This is a genomic window from Marinobacter profundi (genome assembly GCF_002744715.1).
Classification (GTDB): domain Bacteria; phylum Pseudomonadota; class Gammaproteobacteria; order Pseudomonadales; family Oleiphilaceae; genus Marinobacter; species Marinobacter profundi.
In genome coordinates this window covers 186,521-203,782 of the sequence record NZ_KZ319373.1, presented here as the reverse complement: position 1 = coordinate 203,782, position 17,262 = coordinate 186,521, and the positions used below count along the sequence as shown (strand labels likewise).

20 protein-coding genes are annotated in these 17,262 nt (G+C 55.5%); 1 reads left to right on the top strand and 19 read right to left on the bottom strand.

The genetic code is table 11. From position 1 onward, the window contains the following. Positions 1-11: 11 nt before the first annotated feature. From neuC to CLH61_RS14050, 16 genes are all read right to left on the bottom strand, one after another. Positions 12-1,187, bottom strand: a complete 1,176-nt coding sequence (gene neuC, locus CLH61_RS14125; protein WP_099615396.1) for a UDP-N-acetylglucosamine 2-epimerase — start codon at positions 1,185-1,187, stop codon at positions 12-14. Then, a complete protein-coding gene (gene neuB / locus CLH61_RS14120; RefSeq protein WP_099615395.1) occupies positions 1,184-2,188 on the bottom strand; it encodes an N-acetylneuraminate synthase in 1,005 nt (334 codons plus the stop codon). Before neuB ends, neuC begins: the two co-directional genes overlap by 4 nt. After that, entirely contained in the window at positions 2,185-2,832 is a 648-nt protein-coding gene (locus CLH61_RS14115; RefSeq protein ID WP_099615394.1) for a NeuD/PglB/VioB family sugar acetyltransferase, read from the bottom strand. Before CLH61_RS14115 ends, neuB begins: the two co-directional genes overlap by 4 nt. Further along, a complete protein-coding gene (locus CLH61_RS14110) occupies positions 2,832-3,980 on the bottom strand; it encodes a LegC family aminotransferase (protein WP_099615393.1) in 1,149 nt (382 codons plus the stop codon). Before CLH61_RS14110 ends, CLH61_RS14115 begins: the two co-directional genes overlap by 1 nt. Before the next feature lie 7 nt (positions 3,981-3,987). Further along, positions 3,988-5,178, bottom strand: a complete 1,191-nt coding sequence (locus tag CLH61_RS14105) for a UDP-N-acetylglucosamine 4,6-dehydratase (protein ID WP_099615392.1) — start codon at positions 5,176-5,178, stop codon at positions 3,988-3,990. A 364-nt stretch (positions 5,179-5,542) separates the two neighbouring features. Beyond that, a complete protein-coding gene (locus tag CLH61_RS14100; RefSeq protein WP_228152647.1) occupies positions 5,543-5,845 on the bottom strand; it encodes a PIN domain-containing protein in 303 nt (100 codons plus the stop codon). Further along, the gene (locus CLH61_RS14095) at positions 5,835-6,059 is read right to left on the bottom strand and encodes a hypothetical protein (RefSeq protein WP_099615391.1); all 225 of its coding nucleotides are present in this window, start codon (positions 6,057-6,059) and stop codon (positions 5,835-5,837) included. The genes CLH61_RS14100 and CLH61_RS14095 overlap by 11 nt, the downstream gene beginning before the upstream one ends. Before the next feature lie 315 nt (positions 6,060-6,374). Then, positions 6,375-6,728 carry a type II toxin-antitoxin system PemK/MazF family toxin gene (locus tag CLH61_RS14090; protein WP_099615390.1) on the bottom strand — a complete coding sequence of 118 codons (354 nt, stop codon included), beginning with the start codon at positions 6,726-6,728 and terminating at the stop codon, positions 6,375-6,377. Further along, complete coding sequence (locus CLH61_RS14085; RefSeq protein ID WP_099615389.1) at positions 6,728-6,958, bottom strand: DUF2281 domain-containing protein; 231 nt, start codon at positions 6,956-6,958, stop codon at positions 6,728-6,730. The genes CLH61_RS14090 and CLH61_RS14085 overlap by 1 nt, the downstream gene beginning before the upstream one ends. A gap of 194 nt (positions 6,959-7,152) precedes the next feature. After that, on the bottom strand, positions 7,153-7,443 hold the full coding sequence (locus CLH61_RS14080) for a type II toxin-antitoxin system RelE/ParE family toxin (RefSeq protein ID WP_099615388.1): 291 nt from the start codon (positions 7,441-7,443) through the stop codon (positions 7,153-7,155). Then, on the bottom strand, positions 7,421-7,687 hold the full coding sequence (locus tag CLH61_RS14075; protein ID WP_099615387.1) for a type II toxin-antitoxin system ParD family antitoxin: 267 nt from the start codon (positions 7,685-7,687) through the stop codon (positions 7,421-7,423). The genes CLH61_RS14080 and CLH61_RS14075 overlap by 23 nt, the downstream gene beginning before the upstream one ends. A gap of 277 nt (positions 7,688-7,964) precedes the next feature. Next, complete coding sequence (rfaH, locus tag CLH61_RS14070; RefSeq protein ID WP_099615386.1) at positions 7,965-8,450, bottom strand: transcription/translation regulatory transformer protein RfaH; 486 nt, start codon at positions 8,448-8,450, stop codon at positions 7,965-7,967. A gap of 107 nt (positions 8,451-8,557) precedes the next feature. Then, on the bottom strand, positions 8,558-9,316 hold the full coding sequence (cysQ, locus tag CLH61_RS14065; protein ID WP_099615385.1) for a 3'(2'),5'-bisphosphate nucleotidase CysQ: 759 nt from the start codon (positions 9,314-9,316) through the stop codon (positions 8,558-8,560). Between the two features lie 255 nt (positions 9,317-9,571). Next, a complete protein-coding gene (locus CLH61_RS14060; protein WP_099615384.1) occupies positions 9,572-10,003 on the bottom strand; it encodes a type II toxin-antitoxin system HicB family antitoxin in 432 nt (143 codons plus the stop codon). A gap of 259 nt (positions 10,004-10,262) precedes the next feature. Further along, the gene (locus CLH61_RS14055; RefSeq protein ID WP_099615383.1) at positions 10,263-10,451 is read right to left on the bottom strand and encodes a type II toxin-antitoxin system HicA family toxin; all 189 of its coding nucleotides are present in this window, start codon (positions 10,449-10,451) and stop codon (positions 10,263-10,265) included. A 327-nt stretch (positions 10,452-10,778) separates the two neighbouring features. Next, the gene (locus CLH61_RS14050; protein ID WP_099615382.1) at positions 10,779-11,402 is read right to left on the bottom strand and encodes a transposase; all 624 of its coding nucleotides are present in this window, start codon (positions 11,400-11,402) and stop codon (positions 10,779-10,781) included. 399 nt (positions 11,403-11,801) lie between these two features. On the opposite strand from CLH61_RS14050, the gene CLH61_RS14045 reads away from it, so the two are divergent. Continuing rightward, positions 11,802-13,163, top strand: coding sequence for an MBL fold metallo-hydrolase (locus tag CLH61_RS14045; RefSeq protein WP_099615381.1), 1,362 nt, complete (start codon positions 11,802-11,804; stop codon positions 13,161-13,163). Positions 13,164-13,301: 138 nt separating this feature from the next. Here the strand turns inward: CLH61_RS14045 and CLH61_RS14040 are convergent, their stop codons facing one another. The 3 genes from CLH61_RS14040 to CLH61_RS14030 form a co-directional block, all read right to left on the bottom strand. Further along, positions 13,302-14,636 (bottom strand): ferredoxin reductase family protein, encoded by a 1,335-nt coding sequence (locus CLH61_RS14040; protein ID WP_099615380.1) that lies wholly within the window; start codon positions 14,634-14,636, stop codon positions 13,302-13,304. Positions 14,637-14,900: 264 nt separating this feature from the next. Beyond that, a complete protein-coding gene (locus CLH61_RS14035; protein ID WP_099615379.1) occupies positions 14,901-16,400 on the bottom strand; it encodes an O-antigen ligase family protein in 1,500 nt (499 codons plus the stop codon). A gap of 62 nt (positions 16,401-16,462) precedes the next feature. After that, positions 16,463-16,933, bottom strand: a complete 471-nt coding sequence (locus CLH61_RS14030; protein WP_099615378.1) for a pilin — start codon at positions 16,931-16,933, stop codon at positions 16,463-16,465. Positions 16,934-17,262: the final 329 nt, after the last annotated feature.

The following is a 17,262-nucleotide window of genomic DNA, read 5'->3' as shown; positions in this document are numbered from 1 at the left end:
AGGGAGTTCAACTAGAAAGCTTCCGCGGCAGGAAGGTTATAAAAGGATTTCTTCAGAATTCGGTCCAGCGGGTATTCGGCCAGTACTTTGGTGATCGCTTCACTGGCACCGCCAGTGCCGTAGGGGTTTTCGACAGACGCCAGGGTTTGCTGGAATTGCGGAGAATAAAGGTGTTTGAGTGCCTTGCTGATCGCCTGCCTCGTGGGCTCACAATCGATCACACTCCGGGCCTGAAGGCGCCCCTTTTGCCGGTCGCCAATATTGATGGTGCCGATTCCGAAAGAAGGTGCCTCCGCCAAACCACTGGAGGAGTTGCCCACCACTGCGTCCACCTGGGCCAGGCAGGAAAAATACCGTAACTGCCCCAGCGAAGTGAACACCCGGGCGTTCGGATGGCTATCCACGAAGGCCTGCACCATGGCGCTCAATTCGCGGCCACCGGTATCAGCATTGGGCATGGTGAAAATCAGGTGGGTATCCTCAAGCGCTTCAAGGGCAGCCAACAACTCATCCATCTGAGCGGACGAACTTGCGCCGCCTTCCAGAGTTACCGGGTGGAAGGTAATCAACAGATTCCTGGCACCCAGTGTGAAATCGAGTGATTGCTCCAACTCCTCACGGCTCAGCAACTTGATGCGCTTAATCGCATCAATACCCATGCCACCCACGTTAAAGACCCGCTCGGGCTGCTCGCCCAACTGGATCACCCGGCGCCGATATTCATCGGCCGCCACGAAATGCAGATGTGACATTTTGGTGATGGAGTGGCGAATGGCCTCGTCGAACGCGCCTTCTGTGGTTTCTCCACCATGGAGGTGAGCCACCGGCAGGCCCGCAATCAAGGCAGCCGAGGTGGCCGCAAAGATTTCGAAACGGTCCCCGAGAACCACCACAATATCCGGTTGTAGCCGCTCATAGGCATCGGCAAAGCCAATGACACCCAGCCCCATGGACTTGGTTACGGCGGTATTGGTGTCGGCACTCAACAGCATCTCCACCCGGGCATCGATGACGAATCCGGCCTCCTCAATCTCCCGATAGGTGGAGCCGAATTCCGGCGAAAGGTGCATGCCCGTGGCCACCACCTGCAATTCCAGCGCCGGTGTGTTGGCAATCTCCTGCATCAGCCAGCGCAGCAGGCCAAACTCGGCCCGGGTACCGGTGACAACACAGACTTTGCGACTCATAGCTCAATCAACTCGTCGGCACAAAAGTCCCGGGGAGCCCGTCTGCCCATCACCTCGTCCCACAACATCGGGGATACGCCGGTGCCCGGGCGCTTCGCCGTCAGATTTTCAGGGCTGAAGGCCTCGCCGGCTTTGATGTCGCAGGCGGCCACCAGGGATTTGCGGGCAATGGGCTTGTTCTTCAGCTCGCTGGGGCTTGGCCGCTTGATGCCATCCCCCAGTGCCCGCTCGATATTGCGGATGCCCGCAACCATCGCCTTCAATTCGGCCGGCTCCAGGCTTGCCCGGTGATCCGGCCCGGGCAGGCTGCGATCCAGGGTAAAGTGCTTTTCGATCACGGTAGCACCCAGCGCAACGGCGGCGATGGGCACCTCAATACCCGGCGTGTGGTCCGAGTAACCCACTGTCACCCCCAGTGCCTTGCCAATGTTAACCATTGCCATGAGGTTGACGTCGTCCATCGGCGTTGGATATTCCGTGGTGCAATGCAACACAGTGATCTGGCTTCTTGGCGTGCCCGCCTGTTCAACCGCATCAATGGCGGCTTCGATATCCCCCAGATTCGCCATTCCGGTTGAGAGCAACAATGGCGTGCCCAGGCGAGAAACGTAACGCAGATAGGGCAGGTTGGTCAGTTCGCCGGACGGCACCTTGACCAGATCGCAGCAACCCAGCTCTTCCAGCAGATCAAAGCTGTCATTGTCGAATGCCGTTGAGAAAAAGCCGATGCCCCTTTTCTTGCACTCGGCGATCAGCTCAAGATGGTTCTCCCTGGTCAGTTCGAGCTTACGTATCATCTCCTGCTGGGACTCTTCCGGGTCCGTCGTGCCCTTCTGATACTCTGCCTTGGGTGCACTGCGAGACGTAATCTTGCTGGCAGTGAACGTCTGAAACTTGACGAGGTCCGCTCCGGCATCCGCAGCCACCGCGATAAGCTCTTTTGCCAGCGCCATATCACCGTTGTGATTGACTCCGGCTTCAGCAATGATAAGTGTCTTCATTTAATCCTCTTTGCCGGTACACCCGCGTAAACGCCATCTGGTTCACAGTCCCGGATCACCACGGCACCGGAACCAACCAGTGCACCTTCATGCACGGTGAGTTTACGATGATTGTCGCCCTGGTTGATGACTGCTCCGGCGCCAACCCAGCACCCGGCTTTCAGGTGAACGTTGCCTGAAATATTGGCACCGGGAGCAACATGGACATACTCATCGATGATGCAGTCATGAGCGACCGTAACGTTCTGGTTAAAAATGCTGAAGTCACCCACGGTTATCCCGCTGGTAAAGCGAGCGCCCGCCGCCACAATCACGCCCTGGCATTGATCCAGCCGGCTTTTCTGATCCCGCCCGAACGTGGCACTGGGGTGTACCAGGTTGGTGAACCGCACCCGATCGGCAAAGCGCTCGGCCACTTTACGGCGAATACGATTTTCTCCGATGCCAATGACAAACCGGAGCTCGGGGTCTTGTTGAAGGTAGCGCTCGACTTCACTCTCAAGGATGATGGCGCCGGGATAACCCCAGGTGTCCCTTTCGCTCTCATCGCGCGCAACGTAGACCGGCTCAAGGCCCAGGGCCCAGGCAATATCCCCGGCTTCCCTGGCCATGCCGGACGCGCCAAAAATTCCGACCCGGTTCATCAGCCCGCCTTGACCACGACACTACTCGGCAAATTAACCACCCGCGCCTCCAGCCACTCGGCGTTGTGCAGATCGCCCTTGCGGCACTGCTGATACATGGCCAGGTGGTTCATCAATGCCCAGATCGGCCTGGTCATCACGCCCTGGTCGTTGGTGCTCTTCAGCAAGGCATCCCGCTGGGCCTTGTTCTCACAAACCACAGCATTGAGCCAGTAATTGGAGCGGCATTCCGCCGGCTCCTTCACGAACTCGATGTCTCCGCCCCGGAAAAACGCTTCGTAGCCGGCGGCCAGGGCGCGCTTGGCTTCAATAAACGACTCCAGCTGCTCCAGCTGCGCACAGCCGAGCGCGGCATTCAGATTGGGCAGGCGGTAGTTATACCCCACCTCATCGTGAATATACTCGTAGGGGTGCGGCTTCTTGGCGGTGGTCGTCAAGTGCTTGGCATGGGCGCCCAGCTCCTCACCGGCCAGAATCATGCCACCGCCACCGGTTGTCATGATCTTGTTGCCGTTAAAGCTCAGGGTTCCCAGGGCCCCGAAGGTGCCGGTGTGCCGGCCCTTGTAGAAACTTCCCAGGGACTCGGCGGCGTCTTCAACCAGGTTAAGGTTCCAGCGCTGGCATACAGCCACCAGCCCATCCAGATCGGCAGGGTGGCCAAAGGTGTGCATCGGCACACACGCGCGGATAGCCTTGTTATCGGCCTTTGCACGGCACACCCCTTCAGCGTCAAGTTGTGCATTGTCTTCAAGCCAGGTTTCCAGAGCCTGCGGTGACAGGCCCAGCGTGTGGCGATCCACGTCTACAAACACCGGTTCGGCACCGCAATAGGCGATAGCATTACAGGTCGCCACAAAGGTCAACGGCTGGGTAATCACCAGGTCACCCGACTCTACACCCGCTAGCCTGAGCGCGATATGAAGCGCCGCCGTGCCATTGACTGTCGCGACCGCACGGGGAGCACCGGTGTAACTGGCCATGTCCTGCTCAAACCGGTCCACATAGGCACCCACGCTGGACACGAACGTTGAGTCGATGGTGTCAACAACGTAGTCTTTTTCCCGGCCGGAGAAAACCGGAGCATGCAGCGGGATGAAATCGCTGGTGCCAAAGTAATCCCGGATAAAACTGATCAGTTGTTCGTTCACCTCATCCTCACATTTTGCTATCGAGGTATTTGCCGGTTTCCTTGTGCCCGAAATCCGGAATCATTTTATAAAACAGCTCTACCAGGTCTTCCTTGCTCCAGGCCAGGTCCTGTTTCAGACCGGCGATGCGGGATTCAAACTCGCCCAGCAGCTGCTCATCGAAAACAGCGTCATTCTTGATGATACCCAGGTTGTTGAACCGGGCCATATCGAGCACTTCCCGGTCAGTGAAGAACTCCTCGAAGTCCTTTTCACCGGTGGTATCGCTGCCGGCAAACAGGCAAGGCCATTTGCCCTGGTGCGGCAGGGTTTTGGCCAGCTCGCGGGCTTCGTCTTCATCGCTGCACAGTACCGGCTCGAAGCCCTTCTGCTCAAGATACTTTATGGCAATGTCGGAAAACGAAATCAGGTGCAGGTTTTCACTGAGTTTCGGGAAGAAAATGTCACGATTATCGCCAAAAATACACGACATCAGGCACAACTCCCCGGACTCCTTGGGCGTGACAAAGTAACGCCGGACGTCATTTGGTGCCACGATCGGCTGGCGCTTTTCGAGGCGCTGGTTGAAGCCGTGCAGCAGAGAGCCGTCGGAAAACGCCACATTGGCGAAGCGGGCGGTAGAAATATCAATCTGCAGGCTGCGGCGCATCAGGAACATTTCCATAATCCGCTTGGACGCGCCCATCATGTTGACCGGGTTGGCAGCCTTGTCCGTCGACACGCAAAAATACTTCTTCACCCCGGCATCGACTGCCTGCTGCAGGGTTTTGTCAGTATTGAACACGTTGACGTCAACCATTCGCATCAACGTGAAAGGGTCTTTCTCACTGCGGACATGCTTGAGCGCGGACAGGTTCAGAATGTAATCGTACTGGCCGTCCGCCTTGAAAAAGGCATCGTACTCGACCGAGCCGATGTCCAGGGCAAAGGTGCGGAAATCCCCGGGAATGTAGCCAAAGCTGCTGCGGATGTCCCTTACCAGCTCCACCAGGTTGTTTTCGCTGATGTCCACTACGTGGAGCTTGGCAGGATTACGCTTGAAAATTTCCTTAGTAACCGCCTGCCCTATTGAGCCGGCGCCTCCCAGAACCAAAAATCGTGAATTGCCGACAATTTCAGACAATTGGGAATCGTGGGAAGCAATATCGACGGAAAACAGCTCTTTTTCTCTGCCGATCAAGTGAAGAATAGAGTTCATAGCGTAGTCCAAGAAATCCTTTGACCGAAGACAAATGGGAAATGAGCGTGCTGTCGGGCCGAGGCGGCTAAATTCAAGCACCCTGATAACAAGATTGGAACAGGGATCATACCGGTTTTTGTGCGAGCGGGAGAAGTTTGCGTGGTTCAGGGGTTACAGCTGGACGGGGGGGCATGAGTAAGGGGACAGACCGGAGGTCAGTCCCCAATAACAGGAGGAAAGGCTGGAGGTCATTCCCCTTTTCCGCAGTCAGGCCCAACCACAGCAACTACTAGCAAGCACGCTCTAGCTTTCCGGCGTCGATGCCATCAACTGATCCAGCGTTACCGCCCTGCCAACATGCCGACTTGCAAGCTTCTCGTCATCAGTCACCAATACAAATCCGCCGTAAATTGCTGTAGCAGAAATTATGCTGTCCGGAAGTTTGAGTGACGTGTTTTTTTCGAACCTTGACCGCAGCATCCTGTATCGGTGGATCCAACTCGATAACCGCCAGGTTCTGTAAAATTTCCCGAAGTTTGAGCTCGTCACCTGGAGTCAAGGCCGGCCAGGACAGCAGTTCCATTTTTGTAATCACGGACACAACATACTGGGCGACAGGAAGCTTTAATTTTCGGTTAAAGGCATAAATAATGGCATTGGTGTCAAGGAGGTATCTACCACTCATCCCTCATTTCCCTTTGTATGGCTACGGCATCCTTTCCCTTGAACGCCTCTATTTCTGTGTCACTAAAATCCAGAGGCGACTGCTCAACCATCGGTAGAGCTTCATCCCTCACCATTACAACAATTCGGGCGTGGGCATCCTTCAAATGAGCGTATTCCGCGGGGATCTTCACCATTCCGCTTCTAATGTCTGCCTCAAATTCGATAGCGTACATCGCTCAACTCCGTATTAACTCGCCTTCCGGGCACTATAGCAGGTAACCGCAAAAGTGGCATGGCTCAGCCAATGCAGCGGACAGCAACGGCGAGGGGACAGACCGAAGGTCAGTCCCCGGAAGCGAGGCCAAGCAAAGGGGGACCGACCTAGGGTCTGTCCCCGGAGGGAGGCAAAGCAAAGGGGACTGACCTTGGGTCTGTCCCCGGAGGGAGGCAATGCATAGGGGACTGACCTTGGGTCTGTCCCCGGAGGGAGGCAATGCATAGGGGACTGACCTTGGGTCTGTCCCCTACCCATCGAGTAAACCCAGAAGTTATGTGGCCACCCCGATAATCCAGGAACCGAGCCTGCCCCGAAGGTCCTGTAATCGCTCATCAGGAATATGGCCAAGGCTTCCGAGCAACAACGCTCCATCCAAAACCGCAATCCGGGACAGTCGAAATACGCTGGCTAATTTCAATCCGGAATCGGGAAATTCAGAATCGCCCTCGTGCAATACCCAATCCAAATCCGGATCGGCCTGACGTAATTGCGATGAAACCATACAAACAAGCCAGTCATCTTGGGAGTTATTCAATTTTCGAAGCAGCAGAACCGGCCGCCTCTTACTGTTTGCAAGATTAGTGTAGGGAAATGGCATGAGAGCAATCTGGCCCGGCTGCTTCACTACCACCGCTCCTTCAAATCGTCGTCAGAATAGAGCTCCGGCTCTTCCTCCAGGCCACGCATCGCCTGTTCAGCGCTCATTATTTCAAACTGCGCCCTAAACCAATCGGCGTGATCGTGGTTGGATACAGTACCGTATCGCTGCTCCAGAAAAGTCACAAAATCAATCACCTCCTGCTGCCGAGACGGCGGAAGGCGGCTCACTTTAGTGATCAGCTCATCTAGCTGCATGGCCAAAGCTCCTGCGGGGTTCTGCTCTTCAAATACCAACTCAAGATAGCATATCGGCTGCTACAGCGTATGCATCGCTTTTAGCAAGGGGACAGACCGGAGGTCAGTCCCCTGAGGGGAGGCAAAGCAAAAGGGGACTGACCTTGGGTCTGTCCCCGAAGACTGAGCGCGCAATACTTCATCCGCCAACCCGGTTATTCGAGCGCCGCCCCCACATCCTGATTACGAAGAATACGGACGATAATCACACCACTCTCATCAACTCGAAAATAGATAGAATGGCTTTTGTACACGCTAAGCCGATAACCAGCCCGGACATGATCTACAGCGAGGTACAGCTGCGGCTGATTAGCTATTTGTTCAAACCGCGCTTCAAGGCCATCGGCGTATGCATCCGCCTGAACCACGCCGAAATTCAGCAGTCCGTACACATAAATGGATTCGAAATCTTCATCGGCCCGCTCACTTAGCCTGTAACTTGCCATTCTTTTGTAGCCTCTCCATGGCTTCTTCGCGAATCTGTTTAGGGGTACGGTTGCTTAGTCCGCTCTGCTCACCCTCCAGAAGGGCAGCACGCAATTCTTCCAGCCCGGCATTACGCTCCTGGTCTCTGCGAATCAAATCGCGAAAATACTCGCTATCGTTCGTAAAATCGCCTCGGGCGATGCGGGACTTAACCCAGTTGCTCTGAGTGTCTGTCAGGGTAATTGTCTTGCGAACCGTAGCCATGAGACCTCCTGCACCAAAGTTCATACTATTGATACCAAAAAGCATACACCCGCGACAACATCGGAGAAAGGGTTGAAAATGGCCGCATGCCGGTTTTTCTAGCGGCGGGAGAGGTTTGCCGGGTGAAGGGGACACAATACCGGGGATGAGCAAGGGGACTGACCTTGTGTCTGTCCCCTGAGGGAGGCAATGCATAGGGGACTGACCTCGGGTCTGTCCCCGGTGAGGGATTGAATGCGGTTGGGGACAGACCCGAGGTCAGTCCCCTTTTCCGCAGTCAGCCCTGCCGCCGGATCGCTCCAACCGGCACTTTCACCAGCTGCTGCTTCTGCATAAAGCTGATCAGTACGATGGCCCGCTCTTCGCCGTCGTAGGCCTGGAAGATGGCGTTGATGCCTTTGAAGGGGCCATCGTCCAATTCCACTGCCTGGCCGGGCTTGATGCCGCCGTGCTCGGCGACGGTGTGGAGGCTGTCTTTGATGTGCAGGATGACGTCGTCGCTGATTGGCGCTGGTTTGTTGGCGAAGCTGACAACCCGCAGCACGCCCCGGGTGGAGCGGAGCTTGGCCCACATGGGGTCGGTTTGTTCAAGGTTGACGAACAGGTAGCCGGGGAACAGCGGCTCGAGTTTTTTGCTGCGCTTGCCGGCTTTGATTTTTTCTACCGTGATCTTGGGGTAGAAACAGGCGATGTCCTGGTTCTGCAGGTGCTCGACCGCACGGTCACCTTGGGCGGGTTTGTGTTGGAGGGCGTACCAGGTCATGTTCGAGTCCGTTCGGTTGGTTCTTTGGGGCAGCGGGGCAGACAGCAGGCCTGTCCCCTTTATGCCGCATATTACTCGGATCTGCCCTCTCTCGCACGGCCTGCAAGTTACCGCCCGGAGGCCACAAAGTGCGGGTTAAGCAGGTCTTCCTTGCCGTAGGTCAGTGGTTCGCCGTTGAGTTTGTTCACGGTGCCGCCCGCGGCGAGGAGGATGGCGTGGCCGGCGGCGGTGTCCCATTCGCTGGTGGGGCCGAGGCGTGGGTAGATGTCGGCGTGGCCTTCGGCGATGCGGCAGAATTTGAGGGAACTGCCGGCCTGGATCATCTCATGGGGTCCGAGGGCGTCGATGAAGGCGCGGGTTTCCGGGTTGAGGTGGTTCTTGCTGGCCAGCACGCGGACTTCTTCCTTCGGTGTGGCAACGCGGATGCGATGGATTTTGCCAGTGCGGTCGCGCTTGAAGGCCCCCTCACCTTTGGCACCCCAGTAGGCTTCCTTCAGAGCCGGCGCGGTGACCACCCCCAGCACCGGCTCGCCGAACTCGATCAGGGCGATATTGACGGTGAACTCCCCGGTGCGCTGGGTGAAGTCCTTGGTGCCATCCACCGGATCCACCAGCCAGAAGCGCTGCCAGCCCTTGCGCTCACCCCAGGCGATATCGGCGCCCTCCTCCGACAGTACCGGGATGTCCTGGCTGATACTTTTCAGCCCGTTCAGGATGATCTCATGACTGGCCTCGTCCGCCGCGGTAATCGGCGACTGGTCGGCCTTGAGGCGCACCTTGAAATCCGACTGGTACACATGCAGCACCTTCTCGCTGGCCGCATCAGCAATTTTCAGGACATCGGGGAGGAGGGAGCTGTAGTGCATGGTGTTATCCGTTCATAGTTAAGGTGGAATTGGGGACAGACCGAAGGTCAGTCCCCGGACTAGAGCTAGGGGACTGACCTTTGGTCTGTCCCCGGATTGGAGTTAGCGGACTGACCTCGGGTCTGTCCCCGGATTGGAGTTAGAGGACTGACCTCGGGTCTGTCCCCAGATCGGAGTTAGGGGACTGACCTTTGGTCTGTCCCCGAAAGGATCAGGATACCCCGTGGGGTTTCTTGGTGACAGACCTTCGCCCCGCTACCCACCTGGAGACTCGACCTGGTGGGCTTTGCGCATATGTTCGAGCGCCGCCTCTGTCAGAAAAGCAGACCTGGATCTCGCAGCTTCCGGGTGGTCCTGAACGTATCGGTCGATTTGGCGAAGCACGAGACTGGGTACGGTAATGTTGATTTTCTCCGCCTTGCCGAGAAATGGTGTGATGTCAACTTCAACAAAACCCCAGACAGCTCCTTCATAATCCGCATTACTGCGATGCTGAGCTATGGGCCTCGCGGACGGAATATCATTGCCCAGTTCAGCCAACACTTCCAAGTGCCCGAGAATCGCCTCCTTGGCATTGTCCAGCGCCTCATCCTCATTGTCACCAGCGGAAAAGCAGCCTGGGATGTCGGGCACAGTCACGCCGTAGCTTTTGCCATCATCTGTGTGAAGTGCAACCGGGAAACGCATAGGTATTACCTCATTAATTACATAAAAAGGAGACGGACCTTTCGGGGACAGACCCGAGGTCAGTCCCCTGGCTCCAGTCAGGGGCAGGTCGAAGGTCAATCCCCCGAGTACAGTCAGGGGCGGACCCAAGGTCATGCCTTTTACTCCAATCTTGGGGACTGACCTTCGGTCTGTCCCCTAGCTCCGGTCTGGGGACAGAGCTGAGGTCCGTCCCCGACACATGCGGATCTCCCGACACCTCAATTGTCCGGCCATGGGTTCATCCCCATGACCACCCGGCCTGCTTCCAGATACTCCGGAGCGTGCCTTTGGGTATATCCGACTTCGGGTGCGGTAGCGTGACAAGCCCGGGCTTTGTCGGGTGTTTGAAATGATAATGACTACCGTTAACCCGAACCAGTTGCCAACCGTCTTTCTCCAGCTTCCTTTTCACCTCGGAGCTCTTCATGGAATCTTCCTTAACTCCATAGTTGTTACTATACCCACCATTATGCGATTATCAACACTATACCCACCAATTCAGATACGCTCTCGATCAACCCATTCGGTATTGGTGACATGCTTCGACAGGTATAAATTCGCGGGGACAGACCGAAGGCCAGTCCCCAGTTGCATACCGGAAGCCAGGGGACTGACCTCGGGCCCGCCCCGTGATTGGTACCAGGGGACTGACCTCAGGTCTGTCCCCGTGATTGGCGCATGAGGCCGACCTCGGGCCTGCCCCGTGATTGGCACCAGGGGACTGACCTTGGGTCTGTCCCCGGAAGGCCTATCTCTACTCCACCTCCGCGGAGCCCGTCACCCGGTTGGTGGCGATGGCTTCCCGAATCACGCTATCTGCCGGTGACTCAGCGGTATCGGACACGAAGCTTCGATAGCAAGCAATCCGGCGGGCCGGGGTGTCGGCGAGCGCTGTAAATGCTGACGGCTCGTCGAGCCAGTCGGATATTTCACGTCCGATACGCGCCGGGTAGCTGGACCAGGGATACCGCTCTGCCTCATCAACCAGTCCGGCCTTTACGGGATTCAGCTCCACATAGCGACAGCAGCCCAGCAAATAGGCATCCGAGTCGATGGGACTGGTTTTGTAGCGGCCTTCCCATATTAAACCGCTGCGTTTGCGCCGTTGGTTCGTAAATCTCGTCTGCCGTCCTGCCAGTCGCTTCATAAACTCCGGGATAGTGGCAGTCTCGTCCGTTACGCCCACCACGAGGTGGACGTGGTTGGTCATCAGGCAATAGCTGTATACCGTAAGGCCGAGAGCCTGCTTCCACTCTTCCAGATTGGACAGGTAATACTGAAAATCCCGGTCATCCTGGAACACCTGCTGGCGATTGTGGCCACGCTGGACAATATGGTGGGGCAAACCCGGGATGATTAATCGCGGCTGACGGGGCATTGGCTTCTCCTTGCCGTGGTTGTGAGTTGGAATCCGTTCCGGGGGGGGTAGTTTAGTGGGATAGTTGGGCTGGGGACAGACCCAAGGTCAGTCCCCGGGATTGGCACTACGGGACTGACCTCGGATCTGCCCCCGGGATTGACACTACGGGACTGACCTCGGATCTGCCCCCGGGGAGAATCTGCGGAACTGGATATTGGGGACAGACCCGAGGTCAGTCCCCATAGCAACCCCCAGTCCTCATGCCCTCCCCTGCAAACACCTACACAGATCAATGACATTGCCAGTTTTTCCGGTGCATACTGGGAAAGGATTGGGGACAGACCGAAGGTCAGTCCCCGATATCCCGACCCAGGCTCGCAAGAACATTGATCACCCATTTTTCAGAAGGACCTTGCTATGAAACTGCGCTTCCTCGGCGGTGTAGGCACTGTGACCGGCTCCCGTTATCTGCTCTCAGATGACCGGCACCGGTTGTTGGTGGACTGCGGCATGTACCAGGGTGTGAAAACCCTGCGCCGGCGGAACTGGGCGCCGTTTCCGGTGGATCCGTCCACCATTGATGCGGTGGTGCTCACCCACGCCCATATCGACCACTCCGGCTACCTGCCGGCGCTGGTGAAGAACGGCTTCCATGGCAAGATCTACTGCACCAAGGCCACCCATGAGCTGTGCAAGGTGCTGCTGCCGGATGCGGGCTTCCTGCAGGAAGAGGATGCCAAGTACGCCTTCCGCAAAAAGTTCTCCAAGCACGAAAAGCCGGAGCCGCTGTTTACCGAGAAGGACGCTTGGGAGGCCCTCAAGCACTTCGAGTCCCTGCACTACCACGAGACCTTCGAGCCGGTGAAGGGCTTTGAGGTGCAGTTCACCCCGGCAGGCCACATCCTGGGTTCCTCGTGCGTGCATGTGCATCACAAGGGCGACGACCGCACCGTGGTGTTCAGTGGCGATCTGGGACGCCAGAACGATATCCTGATGCGCCCGCCCGAGCCGATCAACAAGGCGGACGTGCTGATCTGCGAATCCACCTACGGCGACCGCCTGCACGGTGAAGTGGACCCGGAGAGCGACCTGACCGAGATCATCACCAAGACCGCCGCCCGCGGTGGTATTGTGCTGATGCCGGCATTCGCGGTAGGTCGTGCGCAGATGCTGCTGTACCTGGTGCACAAGCTGATGGGCGAGCACAAGATCCCCAAACTGCCGGTGTACCTGAACAGCCCCATGGCCATCAAGGCCACCGAAATCTTCTGCAAGCACCACAAAGAGCATAAGCTCAGCGCCGCCCAGTGCGAGCTGATGGACGATAAAACCGAGTTTGTCCGCACGGTGGACGAGTCCATCGAGCTTAACAACGTGCGCTTCCCCTGCATCATCATCTCCGCCAGCGGCATGGCCAGTGGCGGCCGGGTGCTGCACCACCTCAAGACCCTGCTGCCCAATCCCCGCAACAGCGTGGTGTTCGCCGGCTTCCAGGCCCCCGGCACCCGCGGCGACGCCCTGGTCAACGGCGCCGATGACGTGAAGATCCACGGCGAATACTGGCCGGTAAAAGCCGAGATCCACAACATCGACTCCCTCTCCGCCCACGGCGACTACGCGGAGATTCTGGAATGGTTGGGGCAAGGCAAGCTGGCGCCGGAAAAGGTCTACATCACCCACGGCGAACAACTCGCCAGCGACATCATGCGCAAGCGGGTGTGCGAGCAGTTCGGCTGGGATGTGGAGGTGCCGGAGCTGTTTGAGGAAGTGGAGATTTGAGGGGGTAACACTGGCCCGGGGACTGACCTCGGGGCTGTCCCCGCGCAACATGAGTTAGGGACTGACCTTCGGTCTGTCCCTTCAGGCATCTGGCGGGGTTATTGGGGACAGACCCAAGGTCAGTCCCCAATAACCCCCCTACCGCATCTGAAACAACTCCTGATGGAAGTGCCGGGGTGAGAACCCGTTAGCCACAAAATCCTCCCGCAAGGACTGCCCGAATCCGGGCGGACCGCAGAACCAGATGCTGGCGGACTGCCAGTCCGGAACAGCGGCGCGAATGGCGTTGCCATCAAGCCGGCCGCCCTGCCCGCTCACCAGCAGGTGCAGACGCACCCCGGCGGCCGCGGCGTCCGCCTTGAGCTTCTCAATTGCCGCCGGCTCGAAATCCGCGGTGGGATGAAACAGGTCGATCTCCTTCATCCCGGGCGTGGCTGCGAGCTCCTTGAAGCGGGCAATAAACGGTGTAATACCGATACCGGCCCTCACCCAGATCTGCCGGGACGGAGAATCCCGGAAGTCAAAACAACCGTAGGGACCTTCCACTTCCACCGGCAGGCCAATCTTTAACCGGTCCCGCAGCCGCGCCGTGTGATCTCCCAGTGCCTTGGTAATGAACACAATGTGGCGATCATCCGGATTCCAGGCCGACGCGATGGTGTAGGGATGTGCTCCCTCCTTTTTATCCGAGGTGACAAAAGCAAACTGCCCTGCAGCATGGCCCGGCCATCCCTTCGGCAGCGACACCGCGGTTTCGAGCACCCTTAACGCCGGGTAATAGGTCAGCGAGTCCACAACACCCGACACCCGCCGGCTTGAGCCGATACGACCGGCGATGGAATACACCGCCGCCACCGTGCCGACCGTCAGCATCAGTGCCAGCACCCAGCCAACGGGCTGTGTCCAGTACTCAAATTCGGTCAGAATTACCGTGTGGAACACCAGCAACAGATACACCGGCGCCAGCAGCTTGTGGGTTTTGGCGAACAGGTGATAGGGGAAGCGCTTGACCAACGCCAGCACAATCAACAGCGCCGCACCATAGAACGCCCACTCCCCGACCGACTCCGCAAGCCCCCGCTGACTGCGCAGCGCGCCCTCGATCAGCCCGAGCTCGCTCCCACCACCACTGCCCCGCACCGGCTTCTCAAGCCAACCCCAGCCAACCATCCACTTGGTACCCTGCGCCCACCACCAATGCAACACCGCCACCACCAGCGCCGTAATCCCCAACCACTTGTGCAGCCGGTACATCTTGTCCAGCCCCTTCAAGTGCGGCTCCAGCCACTTCGGACGCATCGCCAGAAACATGGCCAGACTCATCACGCCCATGGCAATAACGCCACTGTACTGGATGAATACAGAGCGGAAGGCGAAGTAGGTGAAGGGATCTGGCACCAGGGTGTCGGCGGCGAGCCAGAGGGCTGTCAGGAATACCAGGAAAATCAGGTAGGTGTATTTGATGTTTTTCATGTATCAACCGATGCCGGGAGGTGTCGCAGGCTGGCGGTGGAGATAAAGACCGGGGACCGACACTGGGTCTGTCCCCCGTAGTCCACGTGCCTTTGAGGTGCCTGACTGGGAGCTGGCGGTTAGTGTAGCGAAAGTGGCGAGGGTTGGGCTGACTGGGCTCAATGTTTACGTGGATTTTACGCTTGGGGGACAGAGACGATGTGAGGTAGAAGGTAGTAGCCAGCCTTGGGGGTGTCTTCAGCCTCAACTGGTACGTGACTATTATTAATCCTGATAGGAACTCACCTTGCCGGAGGACAACCCGTGCTGCCAAAACCTCGGATAATACCGAACATTCGAATCCAATGTTAAATATTTATCAACACTCATTGACTTATAATACGACGCCACATCTTTTATCCAAAAAACCGAAACAAGAAAACATAAAGCGACAACAATTGAGCGCATCAGGACTTGACCGCCACCATTAACTCTATCAGAACTGACACTCTCAGCCTTGGCATATCCTAAAACCGCCCATAACATTGAAATACAGATCAAGCCTAAAGCCATGGACTTTGGCATGAGCAAGACACCCGATACTCCAGAATGAATTAGCCCACCCAAAACCGACAAACATAAGCCTGCAGCAAAAGTATTCGATTTCAATTCAGTATCATGCATCCTCAACTTGAAATCTGACACCCTTTTGAAAATACCAAAAAAGACAAGACACAGGCCGACAACCGCCATCCATCCATACTCAGCCGCAAACAATAGATACATATTGTGAGGGTGACCATGACGCAGTGGTTCATAAAAATTCTGTGAAATCACGTCATGCAACACCCAGGATTCCCCTCCCATACCAAACGGAAATCTCTGAAAACTCATTACTAAAGCTTCTTGCCAGAGCATTACCCTGCCCAAGTCATCGATTTTCACTAACCCTCTTGAAGCACTACCACCGAGATGGCCGCTTAGCCCGGCAACAATGCACCAAACAAAAACTGCGACAATCAATGAGAGAGCAGCCCACCTCGCACAACCTCTAATCCAATGCCAGTCATATATAGCCATAAAAATAAATGCCAAAACAACAGAGATTAATGTTCCCTTTACTGACACTGAGACTATTACAAACCAGAACAATGAAAGACTAAAAAACACTAACACCTTTGCCAACGTTGACTTAGAGATGCGTTCATCCAACATCCCCGCTGACAACAAAGGAATTACCCACGTCGCAACCTGGCCAAAAAAATTAATATTAACAAACCCGGAATTGATTAATATATTGTTATAATTTACGTCATTACCTATTGATAACGAAAAAACAAACAGATAAAGTGCCGAAAATATTAGAGTTCCTGACAATATCGCATAAAAAGCACAATATAAAACTTTCTCTCGTTCTTCAAACGGAAAACTAGAGAAAAAGAAGGGAACAAATAATAGCGAAAAGAAAAACAATATAAAATTAGAAAACCAATATTTTGACAAACTCTGACTAAGGTAATCAGACAATAGAGCGGAACACGAAAATATTATTACCCCAACCAAAAAAAGCAACCCACTCCTACTTGGACGTTTGAACTCCAACCGAACAAGAGAAAGCACGGTAGATACTGAAAGAAAAAGCACCAGAAGCCAACGCCCACCATCAAAAGAACCAAAACTTACTAGAGGAAACATCCCAGATAGAAAAGTGGACAAAACAACAACAAGAAGAAAAATACAGGAAAAGAAGAATATAACCGCCTGAGAAAGTGATCGGATGACCATTCCAACTCCTAAAAAAATCCGACCTCACCATTGGCAAGGTCGGATTTTCTCACTCAACTATATTAGGTTGAGGTAGCACGACGACATTCATTCGGAATTCGGTTGTAGAAAGAGGACGCAATATCTGTCCAGCAAACTACAGCCAAACCATTTGACGATGGTGTCAGGGTGAACTTCAGCTTTTTACCATCCAGATTTGTTGCATCACCAGTGTTACCCAAGGTGAGCTCTACCAAAGTAGCGTCGGAAGACGTTGCGCCAGCAGTGTAGTCGGCAGTCGCCACCAGATCTGAACTGTTTTGAACCTTGTCAACAATCACTTCACCGTCGGCATCAGCCGGCCAGCTGCCATCTGAAACCAACCGCTCGTAAATATCGACCTTAGCTGCTGACATCAATGATACCGGTTCAGCCATTCGAGCCCGAGTTGTATAGTCCTGATAGGCCGGAATCGCTACTGCGGCAAGAATACCAATGATCGCCACAACGATCATCAATTCGATCAAAGTAAAGCCTTGTTGAACTTTTTTCATATTTTTCTCCAAGTTTCTTTAGTGTCGCCCCTCATCAGAGCGGCTTAGCCATTCCCAAGCACGCATCGTGCCAGAACGACACCCAAATATAAAATCTCGTTAAATGACAGACGATTAGGGAATCCGGAACAGGAGATCAAGACAAAAAGCGGACTATTCCGACTGCCTTTTTCTGACACGACATGACAACTTTTGTCACATTGATTATGCGGTACAGCAGTTTTTGATATCCGTCATACCTCGTGCTTACGGGCTTTCAAAAGGCAGTCTAGCCATCTAAACTCACACTATTCCATTTGAAACCGTGTTTCAGCCACATAGCAGACGCT